Below are 15320 nucleotides of genomic sequence, written 5' to 3' on the forward strand. Positions count from 1 at the left end.
GCCTGCCCGGGCAGCCGGCCCGCCGCACGAAAGCAGTCCCAGGTGCGGGATACTGTCCCGATGAGTTCACGCACCTCCCCGGTCAGCCGGCCGCTCACGATACGGCGGGCCGTCGCGCGGGACGCCAAGCGGCTCACGCGGCTCGTGCGTGGTTCAGGCGCTTATGAGGGCGAGTACGCGGCCGCGGTCGCGGGCTACCGGGTGGGCCCCGATTACATCGAGGCCCACCGCACCTTCGTGGCCGTCGGCGCCGACGAGGACGGGGGCCGGGTCCTCGGGTTCTACTCGCTCGTCCTCGCTCCGGCGGAACTCGACCTGCTGTTCGTCGCCGACGAGGCGCAAGGGCGGGGCACCGGACGACTGCTCGTCGCGCACATGCGGTCCGAGGCGCGTGCCGCCGGGCTCGACCGTGTGAAGGTCGTCTCGCATCCTCCCGCCGAGGGCTTCTACCACCGCGCCGGTGCGGTCCGGACCGGAACCGTGCGCGCGAACCCGCCCGCCGTGCCGTGGGACCGTCCCGAATTCGAGTTTCGCATTCCTTCCGAGTGACGCGGTGCGCCGGTTCATGAAACACCGGCATCGCCGATCGGTATCTCGGCGCGGTCCCGGGACACTGCCGGGTCGAGGGGTCGGCCTTCGCCGCCTCCGGACTCCACGATGAACGACCGGCCGCCGCTTCGGCCGGGCCGGCCGGCGCCGGTCAGGGCTACGACATCATGGGGCGTCGCAGGGGTGGGCGCCTGCGCCGCGACGCTGGGGAGATCAAGAGCTTGTCGCCCGTTATTTCCCCCATGTGCCTGTGCGAGTCGCCGCGAGCCCGGTGTACAAGGATCGGGTCCTGCCCGCAGCGGCCACCGTTCGGCGGTGTGCGGTGCCGTTCCCTCCTCCCCTGCACCACGGCACCGCGCTGTCCGGAAGTGGCTGCCGGGCCGCTACGACAAGGAGTGACCCATGGCAGTGTTGGGAAAGTTGCTGAAGAACAAGCGGGCGGGGGACGAGAACCTCGCTTGGAACCTGCCCCACCTGGCCGGCCCGGACATGCTGAAGCTGAGCACCCCCGATTTCGCCCATGTGGCGGCGATCCCGACCCTCCACGCCGGGAAGCGGCTCGGCGGCCAGGACCTGTCACCGGCGCTCGGCTGGGAGCCGACCCCCGCCGGCACGGCGCAGTTGCTGCTGGTCGTCGAGGACCCCGACGCACCGACCGCGATGCCCTACAACCACGGCATCGCCCTGCTGGAGCCGTCCGTGACCGGCCTGCCCCAGGGCGGCCTGGACGCCGGGACCACCACGGCCGTTGTGCGCGTGCTGAGTTCGGGATCGCGCCGCGGCTACCTCGGCCCCGCCCCGATCAGATCAAGGGCCACGGACCGCATCGTTACGCCTTCCAGCTGTTCGCGCTGGGCGAGCCGCTGACCGTCGGCCGCAGCGCCACCGTGCCGGACTCCGCCAAGCCCGCGGGCCGTGTTGGCCGCGGCGGCCGGCGTACTCGCCCGCGGTCGCCTCGACGGGTTCTACGAGCGCGTCTGACCCCGCTCGCGCCGGGACGGAGCCCCTCGGCGCCCCGGTCACCGGCCGTCCGTGTTCCGCGTGATCGACCAGAAAGGAGTACCGCAGCAGGCGTGGGTCACCACCGCGTACCTGTTCACCTCGACCATCGTCACACCGCTGTACGGCAAGCTCTCCGACCTCTTCGGACGCAAGCCGTCCTATCTGTTCGCCGTCACGGTCTTCATGGTCGGCCCGACCGCCTGCGCGTGCGCGACCTCGATGTCCGAACTGGCGGCCTTCCGCGCCGTGCAGGGCATCGGCGCCGGCGGGCTGAGCGTGCTGGGGTTCACGATCCTCGGCGAGATCGTCACACCCCGCGAACGCGCCCGTTACCAGGGCTACTTCCTGGCCGTGTTCACCGGCTCCAGCGTCATCGGCCCGCTCATCGGCGGCTTCCTCTCCAACACGCACAGCATCGCGGGCGTCACCGGCTGGCGGTGGGCCTTCCTGATCAACGTGCCGCTCGGCCTGCTCGCCGTGCTCGTGGTGTACCGGGTCCTGAACATCCACCACACGCGCCGCCAGGGCGTACGCGTCGACTGGACCGGCAGCGCCGTCCTCACCGTCGCCCTGGCACCCCTGCTCGTCGTCGCCCAGTTCGGCCAGGACCGGGGCTGGGGTTCGGGCCGGTCGGTGGTCTGCTTCACCGTGTTCGGCGCCGGCACCCTCCTCTTCCTCTGGGCCGAGAGGCGGGCCGGCGAGAGCGCGCTGCTGCCGCTGCGGGTCTTCCGCAACACCCAGTTCACCCAGGGCACCGTGCTCGCCTTCATCCTCGGCGCCCTCGTGCTCGGCCCGTTCAGCCTGGTACCGCAGTACTTCCAGGTGGTGCTCGGCGCCGGGCCGACCCGGGCCCGGCGTACTGCTGTCGGTCTGGTTCGCGCTCACCCCCCGGCCCTCTCCCACCACGTGGACACGGCCCTGAACCGGCCCGCCTCCGCCAGACCCTCGTCCAAGCGGCACACACCGCCCTCGGCGGCCGCCCGCACACCGCCGAGGGGCAGGGCGCGTCGGTCGGTACAGGTCACGCCGTCGCCAACGACACCTCCGTCGACTTGATCAGTGCGACGACCTGCGAACCCGCCGTCAGCCCCAGGTCGTCGACCGCGTCCTTGGTGATCGCCGCCGTCAGCTCGCCCCCGTCGACGGTGACCTTCACCGCTGCCATCGCCCCGCCCGTCGTGACGTCGCTGACGGTGCCGGGGAGCTGGTTGCGGATCGACACGCCTTCGACCCGGGCGGTCGAGAGCGCCACCTCGGTGGACTTCACCATGGCGCGGACGGGGGAGCCCTCGGCGAGCCCGAGGTCCTTCACGGCCTCCAGAGTGATCGCCGCGGTGAGGTCCTGGCCGCCGTCGAGGCGTACCTTCACCGTCGCCATCGCCTCACCGGAGGCGACGGCGGTGACCGTGCCGGGGATCTGGTTACGGATGCTCAAGCTCATGACGTCGCGCCTCACAGAGTAGGGGGTGGTTGTTCGGTTCATCCGGTCATCCGGTCCGCACCACCTGTGCGACTCACGCTAGCCGCGCGGTTCCGATTCGTGGCGGACCTCCTCGCATCCGCCACCCGCGAGGTCGTACGAGCCTCGCAGTCCGGAGGGGCCGGTCGGAACAGCGTGGTTGGTCACCTTCTTCTTCTCTCCTTGCCACGCCGCTTCGGCATGGCGATGTGAATCGGTCGTGTGGCCGAAAGTCGTCGAACCTAGGGCGCCCCGGTGTTTTTGCTGTCATCTTGTGTGATCATCATCGTTGCTTTACTGAAGCAAGATCACGAGAGGTGTACTCACAGGTGCAGCGTCATAGTTCACGGCGTCTTCTGCATAGATGCCTGGTGGCGGGGGGCGGGGCAGCACTCCTGGCATCACTGCTCGTCCCGTCGTCTCAGGCCACGGCGAGCGGAGCGACAGTCCCGCAGACGGCCACTCGGGCGAGCGGCGTCGCCGCGGCGACACCCACGGTGTCACCCGTGGCTCAGACAGGGCCACGCAACATCATTCACCGGCTGCAGGACACCTACATCACCAACGCGGACGATGCCGACCACTCGCAAGGACACATCCTGCATGTCGGTACGCCTGACAACGGAACCACGAAGTATCGCAGTTTCATGCGATTCGATGTCTCCAAGCTGCGCGGAGCCTCGATATCGAGGGCGACTCTGCGCGTGTACAACTCCTTCGTCTCCGACTGTGATGCGAAGGCGTGGATGGGTGTCTACCCGGTGACACAGCCGTGGGACCAGTCCACGATCACATGGGCCAATCAGCCGGCCGTGGGTGGGGGTAAGGGTACTTGGTTCGGTCTGGGTCATCCGGACTGCCCGGACATTCCGAACAAGACCAATCCTGCCGCTTCCAACGGCATCCAGCGCATCGATGTCACCGAGTGGGTGAAGGGATGGGCCAATGATGCCTCCTTCCCGAACTACGGCATCAGGTTCTCTGCGCAAGAGGACGTCAGCTCCGGTTACAAGGATTTCTGTTCCATGAACCCGCTGTCGACCGACTACGCGTGCAACGCCGCGTACAACACGCCGACGTTGGAGGTCGAGTTCAACACGGGCTCGACACCGATCATCTCCGGGAATGTGTACGGCGGGTCCTATCCGGGCAACTACCCGGCGTCGCACGCGGCGCTGGAGTTCCTGGACTCCACCAACCCGAGCGTCTGGCCCGAATCGGGCCCCTACCAGCGATGGCTCCCCGACACGTACCACTCGATCTATGATGCGACCCTGAAGGGCGACAGCTGGGGCGGAGGCACCTCGCACAAACTGCGTCCCGGAGGCACTTACGGGGGGACTGTCCTGGTCACCGCGGACCGCTCCAGCGGCTTCATCGGTGTCATCCCTTACCCGGCGCTAGCCGGGTACCACTGGGCGATCAACGCAGGCATCAGCGGCATCCATGGTGTCGAGATGCTGCCGGACGGTACGGTCGTGGCCGCTTCCGCAGACCATGTTTTCGGGCAGGACAAGAATACCGGGGAAGACATTCATGGCGGGTTGGTGGTCTACTCCAAATCGCAGGGAACTCCGGGTAACTGGAGCGCAGCCCCAGTCCAGGACACCTCGCTCGACGGAGCACACGAAGTACTCTACGACCCGAGCACGAAATCGGTCTGGGCCATTGGGAGCGAACTGCTTGTCCGGTACGACTACGCTGGTGGAAAACTCGGTTGGGGGGACTCTTGGCAGCTCCCCAAGCAGGCGGACGGCAAGACCGCATACGGCCACGAACTGACCCCGGTCTACGGAAACTCCGACCGGTTCTGGATCGGCGGGAATGCGGGCATTGTCCAGTTCTCCAAGAGCGGTACGGTCGACTGCTATGACGACTCCGTCGACGCCTGGCCAGTGCCCGGCAAGGTGGCGGATACCGAAAGCAGAAAGCGTTGGTGCACCAACTACACGAACAGGTCCCAGGTCACTCAACGTAAGCTCATCAAAGCGGTCGGGAACGATCCGGTCACGGGCCGTGTCATCTCCACCTGTTCCGAAAACGGTTGCCTTGAGAAGCAGACAAGCGACGGAACCAACGTATGGGACACCGCGTTGATCCGCATCATTCCCACCAGTGGATCCTCGGCCCTCCGGTACGTCGACAAAACCAGAGACCGGCGTTACAAGGTCACCTGGGCTGTGCCCGCTTATCAGTGATCACTGGACTCCGTGACCGCTGGGACCGCTGATCCCTCCCCGCCAGTGCTCCGGGACCCGTACGAGCGGGCCCCGGAGCACAGTCACGCGGACACGGCTGTGCCTTCTTCTCGCAAGGTTGCTGTCACCGCCCGCCCGATACCTTTCGTATCTACAAGGACCGGAGTCAGGCACGCATCGCAGATGCTGGGATGAAAGCCCTTGAGGGCTCGCGTATGCGTTTGCATGGCGATGTCGTGCGGGTACCCTCGTGCGGGAGGTGGTGGCCCATGATCCAGATCGTGGAGCACGCACCGCGGGAAGGGCCGTACGCCATCGTCCGCGCGTTGGAGGCCACCGGGCTACCCGTCCGGGTCTGCCGGGTGTGGGCGGGGGACCGGGTGCCGGACACGGTGGATGACATGGTGGGCCTCGTGGTGGCGGACGGGCCTACGGCCGCCGATGAGGAGTTCTCCAAGCACAGCGCCGCACTGGTGCTGTTGCGGGCGGCGCTGGAGGCCGATGTACCGGTGCTGGGCGTGTGCCTGGGGGCGCATCTGTTGGCCATTGCCGGAGGCGGTCACGCCGTCCGGCCTGGCGCCGGCGCGCGGCTCGGCTGCGATGACGTACGGACGGCACCGGCCGCGCAGGCTGATCCGCTGTTCGCAGCTGTATCCGAACTGCTGCCTGGGGCGCACCGGCACGGTGGCACGGTGGATCTTCCACCTGGGGCGACGCTCCTCGTGGGCTGCGAAAGCCATTCGGCGCTGGCCTTCCGGATCGGTGATTCGGCCTGGGGAATCCGGTTTCCGCTGGAGAACGTGGTGGCGGTGGAGGAGGTCGGGGTCGTCGCGGCCGCCCTCGTCGGGGGGCGTTCGGAGGGGGCCGTCGGTGTGCTGGGGGCGGGGCGCTCCGCGCCCGTGCGGGACGCTGTGCCGAGTCCGGTTCTCGACGGGGTGTCCGAGCGTTTCGCCGCCCTTGTCGTGGCGCGGGCCGAGCAGACGGCGACGCGTGCGTTCTTCACCCGGCGCGCGGCCGGCTGGGAGGAGCGGTTCGCCGCCGATGGTCCCCGGTACACGGCGGCCACCGAACGGATGGGGCTGCGTCCCGGTCTGCGTGTGCTGGACGTGGGGTGCGGTACCGGGCGGGTCCTGCCCGCCCTGCGGGCCCAGGTCGGTGACGACGGGGTCGTCCTCGGTGCCGACCTCACGCCCGCGATGCTCGCGGCGGCGGTGCGCGAGGGCCGGGAGCGGGACGGGCAGCTGCTGCTGGCCGACGCCTGCCGGCTGCCGCTGCCGGACGGCGCGATGGACGCCGTCTTCAGTGCCGGTCTGGTCAATCACGTGCCCGACCCGGCGGCGGCGCTGCGCGAGTGGGCCCGGGTGACCGTCCCGGACGGCGTCCTGCTGCTCTTCCATCCCTCCGGCCGTGCCGAGCGTGCCGCCCGGCACGGCCGGCCTCTCGACCCGGACGACCCGCTGGCCGAGGAGCACCTGCGCCCCGCCCTGCGCGCGGCCGGCTGGCGCCTCGCCCACTACGAGGACGCCACGCACCACTTCCTGGCACGGGCGGTTCGCCTCGGTGATTGACCCGGGCCGGAGAGCAGGGGGCCGTGCTCCGCGGTGAACCCGGGGGCGCGGCCCCTCGCCCGGTGCCGACCGGTGCCGTCCGGGCGCCGCGCCCCGTCCGCCTCCTCAGCTCGCCTGCGGTGTCCTGAACCTGCGCCGGTACTCCGTCGGCGTGGTGTTCAGGCGGCGGCGGAAGGCCCGTACGAGCGTGTCCGTCGTGCCGAAGCCGCAGTTGGTGGCGATGCGTTCGAGGGTGGCGTCGGTGGTCTCCAGTTCGCCGCGTGCCTTCTCCACGCGGACGGACTCGATGTACGCGTACGGTGTCGTGCCGAGTTCCGTCTTGAAGAGCCGGGTCAGGTGCCGGTCGCTGACATGGGCGAAGGCGGCGAGGTCGGCGATGGTGAGCGGCCGGCCGAGGTTGCGCAGGATGTGGTGGCGCAGGTCCTCGATGCGCCGCGTGGTGGAGACCTGTTCCAGCGGGACGCTGAACTGGCTCTGGCCGCTGGGGCGTTTCAGATACATCACCAGCTGCCGGGCCACCCGCAGGGCGACGGCCTCGCCCAGGTCGTCGGCGATGAGGGCGAGGGAGAGGTCGAGGCAGGCGCTGATCCCGGCGCCGGTCCAGACGTTGCCCTCACGGATGAAGATCGGGTCGGCGTCGACCTCCACGGCCGGGTGATCGGCGGCCAGTTGCCGCGCCGTCGACCAGTGGGTGGTGGCCCGCTTGCCGTCCAGCAGGCCGGCGGCGGCGAGGATGTGCGCCCCGACGCACACCGAGGCGATCCTGTGCGACCGGCCGGCGAGCGTCTTCACCCGGCCGACCAGGGCGGGATCGACCAGCGGGTGCACGCGGTGCTCGCTGTCCACCTCGACCGCGCCGGGGACGATCAGGGTGTCGATACGGCCCGCCGCTGCCTGCTCGAAGGTGGTGTCCGGCAGGACGCGCACCCCGGCACCGGTGGTGACCGGCTCCATGGTCTCGGCCGCCAGGACGACCTCGTAGCCCGCCGCGTCCCTGGTCTCGCGCCGGGCCAGCGAGAACACCTCCGGCGGCCCGGTGACGTCGAGCAGGTCGACGCCCTCGAAGAGGACGATCACGATGAGTCGTCTGCTGCTGCCCGGCACGAATCCCCCTGACGTGAACGGCATGTCCGTATGTGCATGTTAGGCGTCATTGTCGACATGCACGCGGGTGCATAGCGTGGTGATCCGCAGCCCGCCGCGCCGGTCGGGCCGCGGTTCCTACTCTGCACCGAAGGTGGCACACCCATGTCCAGGACGACGCTGCGTCAGCTCAACGGCTTCGACGAGACCCCCGCCAAGCTGGCCGACTCGACGCTGATCCTGATCGACTTCCAGAACACGTACACCCAGGGCGTGATGGAGCTGGAGGGCTGGGAGAAGTCCCTCGACGCGGCTGAGCAGCTGCTGACCCGGGCCCGGGCGGCGGGCACCAAGGTCGTGCACGTCATCAACGACGGCGGCGAGGGCACCCCGTACGACATCCGCGCCGAGATCGGGCAGATCCACCCCCGCGTCGCCCCCGTCGACGGTGAGGCCGTCGTCGTCAAGCAGGTCCCCAACGCCTTCCACGGCACCGACCTGGGCACGCACGTCCCGGAGGGGCAGGACGTCGTCATCGCCGGCTGGATGACGCACATGTGCGTGGCGTTCACCGCTCAGGGCGCGTTCCTGCGCGGCAACCGCCCCACCGTCGTCGCCGACGCCACCGCGACCCGGTCGCTGCCCGTGGCCGGGACCGACCTGGACGCCTGCCAGGTGCACTACGGCGCCCTCGCCACCATCCAGGACCTCTACGGAGTCGTCGTGCCCTCGCACAGCGACCTCGACTAGGCGGCATCCGCGGCATCCGCGGCATCCGCGATATTCGCGGCACTCGCCTGCGCCGGGGGCGTACCGGCCACCCACCCCCCGCCCCCGGCGAGCGGACCCCGCATCCCCACCCCCCCCACATCCCCCACATCCCCCACCACCCACCCCCCCCACACATAGAAGGTGATCCCCCCATGAATCCGTCAGTGCACTCCGACATTCTGAGGAGAAAACGAAGATGGCTACCCGCAGAGGGTTCATAGGCGGCGCCTCCGGGATCGGCACCGCCGCTCTCCTGGGCTACTCGGCGTCCCCGAGCGCGGCCGCCGACACCACGACGACCACGACGACCACCACGACCACGGACGCGGTCACGGCCGTCACCCCGCAGCAGGCTAAGGACTCGATCTTCGCGGTCAACGCCGGCATGCGCGCCAACTACGCCACACTCAAGGCGGAGTTGGTCAAGCACCTGTCCCCGGTCATCGTCGTGCAGAACGACGCGAAGGGCGGCAGGTTCACCCTCGTCACCGAGAGCGGGCAGCTGTCCGTCAATCCGGTCGCGGAGACGTTCGAGCTGGCGAAGTCCATCGCTCACGTCCCCCTCGGCTGTTTCTCCGTCATCGCCTCCTACCTGGCGGACAAGATCCCGAACCTGCCGAACGCCGGCCGTATCGACCCGCACGACCTGGTGCTGGTGGCCTTCAACGACGACAAGTCGACCGACTGGATCCCGCCGCTGCTCCAGTACGCCGCCACCCTCACCACCGCCCGCCAGAACCTCGCCGCCGCCGGGCTGCCCGCCGCGCTGGCCAAGTCCTGCGGCAACATCCTCGACGGGGCGCTGAAGTTCATCAAGAACTCGGTGGCGGCGAAGACGTTCGACATGAAGTCCTTCGAGGACTTCACCGGCAGTGTCTACCCCGACATCCGCACCAACATGGAGCACGCCGCGCAGGCCCAGATCAAGGGCGTCCAGGACATCATGAAGACCTGGCGGGCCAAGGTCGGCGAGCAGGCGTGGGCGGACCTGTACTGCGTGGTGCTCTCGCAGTGGACCACCAGCGAGCTGAACCAGAACACGATCATCATCAAGGACTGCATGAACGCGGCCAAGGTCGCCACCCACCTCATCGACCTGCCCGGCCTGGAGACGCCCAAGGACCCCGTCTTCACCGCCCTCGACAACCTCGCCCGGATCGTGCAGGACAACATCGCCGCCGAGATGGTGTTCCCCAAGGACACCAAGGTCGCCGACGCGCTCAAGGGCAAGCAGGACCTGCTCTCCGACGAGATCCTCATCCAGCTCGGCGGCAGCACGACGGCAGCGGCGTCCGCCCCGGCCTACAACACCGTCTCCGCCGGGGTGTGCCCGGTCCGGTAGCGGCCGCGGGCCGCCCGGCCGGCGTTCACCCGACGGCCGGAAGGGCGCGCGGGAGGCGGTCGTGGAACACCGGCGGCGACTTCCCGCGCGGGCCGGGCTCCTCCACGGCGGCGACCCGGCCCACCACCAGCGTGTGATCGCCGGCCGGCCGGGTCTCCCCGGCCCGGCAGCCGAGCCGGAGCACCGCCCCGGCAGCAGGGGACGGCCGAGGGCGGAGGGCACCCACCGCACCCCGGCGAACTTGTCCCCGCCGGACCGGGCGAACCGGGGCGCACAGCCGGTCCTGGCCGGCCGCGAGCACGTTGACCGCGAACGAACCGGCCCCCGCCATCCGCGGCCGGATCATGGAGGACACGGCCACGAAGAAACCCATCAGGGGAGGGTCCAGGGAGACCGGAGGGCCCAGGGAGACCGCGACGAACGACCCCGCCATCAGCCCGTACGGTGTCCCGTCGCACACCGTGGTCACCACGGCCACGGGAGTGGGCACCGCGGGCAGCGCCCCGGCGCAGCCGCGTCGCGCTCACGCCAGGCTCTCGCGAGCCCAGGACATGGCGTCCTCGTGACGCTCCCAGCGGGCGACGGGGCAGCCCCAGAACCGCGCCGCGGCCTCGGGGGCGAGCGCCCGCCCGCCCACGAAGGCCAGGCCGCGGCAGCGGACGGCCAGCGCCGCCCGCAACTCCTTCACGGCCCGGGCGTGTTCGGCGGTCCGCGGATCGCGCCCGCCGCTGTCGCGGCCGCCGGGGCCCGAGCCGGTCTCCTCGGCCTCGGTCGCGGCGGTCATGTCCAGGACGGCCGCGAACGGCCGCTCACGCGCCAGCGCGGAGCGGAGCGCGTCCAGCACCGCGTCGCGGACGACGGCCGGGGACTCCCCGCCGCCGACGGCGAGGGTCACCACGGGCCAGTGGTCGAATCGGATCTCCACAGAACTGCTCTCCACGATCTCGGCGGTCCGGGCCACGGGAACCCGGCTTTCCGCAACGGACTTGCCAACGGACTTGCACAACCGACTTCCGCAACGGTTGTCAGCTGCTGTCGGCGGTGGCCGGTGGCTCAGTCGCCGCCCGGCCGGCCCGCGATGCCCCACCGCTCCTCCGGCACCGGGGTCAGGACCACCCAGGTCTGCTCCCTGACCTCTTCCCCCAGCACGTCCACCGCGGCCTGCGTCAGCCGCTCGATCAGCCGCCGGCGGGTCTCGGGGGTGAGCCGGCGTTCGTACAGCCTGGCCTCGATGAAAGGCATCAGAGACGGTCTCCCTGCGGAAGTCCCCGGGACCAGCCGGGGGAGGACGGGACGGTGGAGAGCGGTACGGGCACACCGCCGGCGGGCAGCACGGCGTCCAGGCTGTCCGCGAACGCCTCGACCAAGTGGTCCACCTGGCGGTCGGTCAGGCCCGGATGGCAGGGCAGGTTCAGCTGTTCGGCGAACCACAGCCGCTCGGCGGTCGGGCACTCGCCCGGCCCATGGCCCCGGGCCCGCCACTCCGGGACGAGGTGGAGCGGGAAGTAACGCAGCTGGATCTCCACACCGCGCGCGTCCAGCGCCCGGACCAGCCGGGTGCGGGTGTCCGGCCCGCCCGCCACGAAGCAGGTGTAGAGGTGGTAGGCGTGCCCGACACCGGGGCCGGGCCGCTGCACGCGGACGTCCGGACGGTCCGACGCGACCGCGTCGAGCCGGGCCGCGATCGCCCGGCGCCGGGCCACGAACCCGTCCAGCTTGCCCAGTTGGACGAGGCCGACGGCCGCCGCCGCCTCGGACAGCGTCGCGTTCGTCCCCGACCTGCGCACCGACTCGCAGGACTCCCGGTACACATAGGCGGAGTACTGCATCCAGGGCAGCAGCGGCGGGACGTCCCCGGCCGGCGGATGGGCGCGGGTGAACACACCGTCGACCTGATTGGAGCGCCGCCGCTCGACGCGCCGTGCCCAGTCGTCCCGGTCGGTGGTGATCATGCCGCCCTCGCCCAGGGTGGTGATGTTCTTCGAGGAGTGGAAACTGAAGCAGGCGATGTCGCCCAGCGCCCCGGGCCGGCGCCCCCGGTACTCGGCGCCCAGGGCGTGCGCGCAGTCCTCCAGGACCGTGATGCCCCGGGCACGGGCCAGCTCCGCCACCACCTCCATCTCGGCGGGCCAGCCGCCGTAGTGCACAAGCAGCACGGCGCGGGTCCGCTCGGTGAGCAGGCCGGCGAGCCGGTCGGGGTCCACGTTCAGCGAGTACGGGTCGACATCGCAGAACCGCACCCGCACATCGAGGTCGAGCAGCGGCTGGATGGTCGCGTGGAAGGTCTGCGGGCTGACCACCACCTCGTCACCGGGACGCAGCCCGAGCAGCCCGATCGCGATCTCCAGGGCGACGGTCCCGCTGGTCACCGACAGCGCGTGCCGGGCGCCGACCAGCGCGGCGAACCGCTCCTCGAACGCGGCCCGCCACGCGCCCATGGACAGCGGGCCGTCGGAGTCCAGCACCTCGGCCAGCGCCCGCAGTTCGGCCTCGTCGAGCACGCTGCCCCGACGCGCGGACGGTACGTCGTACACGCGGTCGCCGCCCATCACCGGTCCCCCTCGTCGTCGTGTGCGGCCTGTCGTCGCGCCGCGTCCGCCGCCAGCGCCTTCTTGTCGACCTTGCCGAGGCCGGTGAGCGGGAAGGACTCGTAGACCTCCAGCCGGTCGGGCAGCTTGAAGTCGGCCACGCCCCGGTCCCGCAGCATGCCGCGCAGCTCCGGCAGGTCCGGCGGGTCACCGTCCGGCAGCACGCAGGCGCAGACCGCCTCACCGAGCAGCGGGTGCGGGACCGCCACGACGGCGGCCTGCCCGACGCGCGGATGGCGGGTGAGGTGCCCCTCCAGTTCGGCCGCCGAGACCTTGTCGCCGCCCCGGATCACCACGTCCTTCACCCGGCCCACGACCACCAGATCGCCGCGCGCCGTGCGCCGGACCAGATCACCGGAGCGGAAGAAACCGTCCTCGGTGAACGCCATCCGGTCGTGCTCGGGCGCCCGGTAGTAGCCGCGCAGCGTGTAGGGGCCCCGGGTGAGGAGTTCGCCGACCTCACCCGGCCGCACCGGCTCGCCGGTCGCCGGGTCGGCCACGCGGATCTCGTCGGCCGGTGAGACGGGCCGCCCCTGGGTGGCGAGGACCACCTCCTCCGGGTCGTCGTCGCGGGTCATGGTCAGCAGCCCCTCGGCCATCCCGAAGACCTGCTGGAGGCCGCAGCCGAGGGCCGGGCGTACGCGTGCGGCGACGTGCCGGTGCAGTACGGCGCTGCCGATCTGGAGGCGGCGCAGGCTCGACAGGTCGTGCGGGCCGCGCTCGGCCTCGTCCATCCACAGGTGCGCGACCGTGGGCACCACGGAGGTGAGCGTGACCCGTTCCGCGGCGATCAGCGGGAAGCAGGTGTCGGGGCTGGGATCGGGGGCGAACACCACCGTGCCGCCGGCGTGCAGGGTGCCGAGGATGCCCGGGCACCCCCAGGTGAAGTTGAACTCCACGGGCAGCACGGCGAGATAGACGGTGTCCGGGCCGAGGCCGCACACGGCGGCGGTGGCCCGGATCTGGTAGCCGTAGTCGTCGTGGGTGCGCGGGATCAGCTTGGGCAGCGCCGTCGTCCCGCCGGACAGCAGGAAGAACGCCACGTCCGCGGGATCGGGATCAAGACCGGGGCAGGGCTGGGCGTGGGGATCGGGGCCGGGGCCGGGGCCGGGCTCCTGGGCGTCCCCGAAGGGCGCCGCCGGCGGGGTGCCGGTCGCGGGGTACCCCTCCAGGACGATCGCGTCCGCCCGGGACGCGGCGCGTGGTTCGCCCACCACCAGCGTGTGCCGCAGGGACGGGACCTCCTTGCGCAAGGCCGTGGACAGCTCCACGTGGTCGAACCCCCGGCGCGAGCCCGGCACCACATGGGCGACCGCCCCGGACAGCTCGCACAGGTGGCGCACCTCGTAGGACCGGTGGGCGGGCAGCGAGAACACCGGCACCGCGCCGATCCGGAACAGGCCGAAGCAGACGGCCACGAAGTCGGGCACGTTGGGCAGCTGGACGACCACGCGGTCACCGGGGCCGATCCCGAGGCGGCGCAGTCGCGCGGCCGTCCGGTCCGCCCAGGCGTCCAGCGCGGCGTAGGAGACCCGGCGGCCCTCGCCGACCAGCGCGGTGCGGGCGGGGCGGGCCGCCGCCCACCGGCGCAGCGCAGCGCCGAGCGGTTCACCGGTCCAGTACCCGGCGGCACGGTAGCGGTCGATCTCGTCACCCGGCCGGGCGACACATCCGTCGAGCATCGTCACACCTCCGCCATCACCCGGTCGGCGAACAGCCGCAGCGCGCGCTCGCTCTGCTCGTACGGCATGTGGCCGGGGCTGATCTGGACGCTGACGGTCAGGTCGTCGCCGTACCACCCGGCGACGGCCGCGAGCTGGTCGCGGACCTCGGCGGGCGTACCGGCGAGCACCTTCGTGGCGGCCAGCGCTGCGTCGAAGTCGTAGCGGCGCACCTTGTCCACGAACTGCTCGTAGCCGGGGTACTGGTCGCTGCGGGCCCCCGCCCAGCCGGCCACCGCGCCCGCCATGTGCGCGATGTAATTGCGTTCGAACAGCTCGGCCGCCGCCAGGGCCTCGGCCCGGTCCTCGGAGAGGTAGCAGGTGTACTTGATCTGTATCCGGGGGCGGTCCGGGCGGCCGCTCGACGCCCACGCCTCGCGGTAGGCGGCCAGCATCTCCCGCAGCTGCTCGCGGGAGGCGACCGACGGCACCACCTGGAGGTGGTGCCCGGCCTTGCCGGCCGCCGCGCAGGACTCGGCGCTGGTGGCGGAGGCCACGTACACCGGCGGGTGCGGCCGCTGCACGGGCCGGGGCAGCAGCGTCACGGGACCGAACCGGTAGAACTCGCCGGTCCAGGTGACGTCCTGCCCGGACCACAGGGCCACGCACGCGTCGAGCATCTCGGCGAACCTGGCCCGGCTCTGCGCCATCGGCACCTGGAACCAGGCGAACTCGTCGGGCAGGAAGCCCCGCCCGAACCCGGCGTCGAGGCGGCCGTCCGAGAGGTTGTCGAGCATGGCCAGCCGGGCGGCCGTCTTGAGCGGGTGGTTGAAGGAGGCGATGACGGCACCCGTGGTGAGGCGGATCGTGCTGGTCCGGGCGGCGACGGCGGCGAGCAGGGCGACCGGATCGGGACAGTAGCCGCCGTACGGGGAGCCGTAGTGCTCCACCGTCTGCACGTGTGCGAAGCCCAGGGACTCGGCGAGCACCGCGAGGCGGATCGTCTCCTGGTAGTACTGGGCGGCGCTCTTGCGTTCCGGGGTGATGACGGGGAAGAAGTTCAGGCCGAAGTCCATGCGGACGCGACTCCTTGCGGTCG

The 15320-nt window shown here is 71.0% G+C and carries 15 protein-coding genes; 7 read left to right on the top strand and 8 right to left on the bottom strand.

Translation table 11 applies throughout. The features are described 5' to 3' along the window. Nucleotides 1–60 precede the first annotated feature (60 nt). The 3 genes from ABZ858_RS11520 (at nt 61) to ABZ858_RS11530 (ending at nt 2607) form a co-directional block, all read left to right on the top strand. A complete protein-coding gene (locus tag ABZ858_RS11520; protein ID WP_361375163.1) occupies nt 61–549 on the top strand; it encodes a GNAT family N-acetyltransferase in 489 nt (162 codons plus the stop codon). A 402-nt stretch (nt 550–951) separates the two neighbouring features. Then, entirely contained in the window at nt 952–1416 is a 465-nt protein-coding gene (locus tag ABZ858_RS11525) for a YbhB/YbcL family Raf kinase inhibitor-like protein (protein WP_361375165.1), read from the top strand. A gap of 174 nt (nt 1417–1590) precedes the next feature. After that, nucleotides 1591–2607, top strand: coding sequence for an MFS transporter (locus ABZ858_RS11530; RefSeq protein WP_361375167.1), 1017 nt, complete (start codon nt 1591–1593; stop codon nt 2605–2607). Here the strand turns inward: ABZ858_RS11530 and ABZ858_RS11535 are convergent. Further along, a complete protein-coding gene (locus tag ABZ858_RS11535; RefSeq protein ID WP_361375169.1) occupies nt 2573–2992 on the bottom strand; it encodes a TOBE domain-containing protein in 420 nt (139 codons plus the stop codon). The two genes, ABZ858_RS11530 and ABZ858_RS11535, sit on opposite strands and share 35 nt — an antisense overlap. 524 nt (nt 2993–3516) lie before the next feature. On the opposite strand from ABZ858_RS11535, the gene ABZ858_RS11540 reads away from it, so the two are divergent. Beyond that, nucleotides 3517–5208, top strand: coding sequence for a DNRLRE domain-containing protein (locus tag ABZ858_RS11540; RefSeq protein WP_361375171.1), 1692 nt, complete (start codon nt 3517–3519; stop codon nt 5206–5208). Between the two features lie 269 nt (nt 5209–5477). Further along, nucleotides 5478–6776: a methyltransferase domain-containing protein gene (locus tag ABZ858_RS11545; RefSeq protein ID WP_361375173.1), complete on the top strand. Its 1299-nt coding sequence runs from the start codon at nt 5478–5480 to the stop codon at nt 6774–6776. 105 nt (nt 6777–6881) lie between these two features. Here the strand turns inward: ABZ858_RS11545 and ABZ858_RS11550 are convergent, their stop codons facing one another. Beyond that, nucleotides 6882–7904, bottom strand: a complete 1023-nt coding sequence (locus ABZ858_RS11550) for a helix-turn-helix domain-containing protein (RefSeq protein ID WP_361375175.1) — start codon at nt 7902–7904, stop codon at nt 6882–6884. Between the two features lie 120 nt (nt 7905–8024). On the opposite strand from ABZ858_RS11550, the gene ABZ858_RS11555 reads away from it, so the two are divergent. Together ABZ858_RS11555 and ABZ858_RS11560 are read left to right on the top strand one after the other, a co-directional pair. After that, nucleotides 8025–8609 (top strand): cysteine hydrolase family protein, encoded by a 585-nt coding sequence (locus ABZ858_RS11555; protein WP_361375177.1) that lies wholly within the window; start codon nt 8025–8027, stop codon nt 8607–8609. 217 nt (nt 8610–8826) lie between these two features. Next, nucleotides 8827–9972 carry a hypothetical protein gene (locus tag ABZ858_RS11560; protein ID WP_361375179.1) on the top strand — a complete coding sequence of 382 codons (1146 nt, stop codon included), beginning with the start codon at nt 8827–8829 and terminating at the stop codon, nt 9970–9972. Between the two features lie 25 nt (nt 9973–9997). Here the strand turns inward: ABZ858_RS11560 and ABZ858_RS11565 are convergent, their stop codons facing one another. The 6 genes from ABZ858_RS11565 to ABZ858_RS11590 form a co-directional block, all read right to left on the bottom strand. Further along, nucleotides 9998–10462: a flavin reductase family protein gene (locus ABZ858_RS11565; protein ID WP_361375181.1), complete on the bottom strand. Its 465-nt coding sequence runs from the start codon at nt 10460–10462 to the stop codon at nt 9998–10000. Between the two features lie 33 nt (nt 10463–10495). Next, nucleotides 10496–10933: a hypothetical protein gene (locus tag ABZ858_RS11570; RefSeq protein ID WP_361375183.1), complete on the bottom strand. Its 438-nt coding sequence runs from the start codon at nt 10931–10933 to the stop codon at nt 10496–10498. Between the two features lie 92 nt (nt 10934–11025). Continuing rightward, the gene (locus ABZ858_RS11575) at nt 11026–11214 is read right to left on the bottom strand and encodes a tautomerase family protein (RefSeq protein WP_361375185.1); all 189 of its coding nucleotides are present in this window, start codon (nt 11212–11214) and stop codon (nt 11026–11028) included. Then, nucleotides 11214–12521, bottom strand: a complete 1308-nt coding sequence (locus tag ABZ858_RS11580) for a DegT/DnrJ/EryC1/StrS family aminotransferase (RefSeq protein WP_361375187.1) — start codon at nt 12519–12521, stop codon at nt 11214–11216. Before ABZ858_RS11580 ends, ABZ858_RS11575 begins: the two co-directional genes overlap by 1 nt. Beyond that, entirely contained in the window at nt 12521–14242 is a 1722-nt protein-coding gene (locus tag ABZ858_RS11585) for an AMP-binding protein (protein ID WP_361375189.1), read from the bottom strand. The genes ABZ858_RS11580 and ABZ858_RS11585 overlap by 1 nt, the downstream gene beginning before the upstream one ends. 2 nt (nt 14243–14244) lie before the next feature. Beyond that, nucleotides 14245–15297 carry an LLM class flavin-dependent oxidoreductase gene (locus ABZ858_RS11590; RefSeq protein ID WP_361375191.1) on the bottom strand — a complete coding sequence of 351 codons (1053 nt, stop codon included), beginning with the start codon at nt 15295–15297 and terminating at the stop codon, nt 14245–14247. Nucleotides 15298–15320: the final 23 nt, after the last annotated feature.

Source organism: Streptomyces sp. NPDC047017 (assembly GCF_040644175.1).
Lineage (GTDB): Bacteria > Actinomycetota > Actinomycetes > Streptomycetales > Streptomycetaceae > Streptomyces.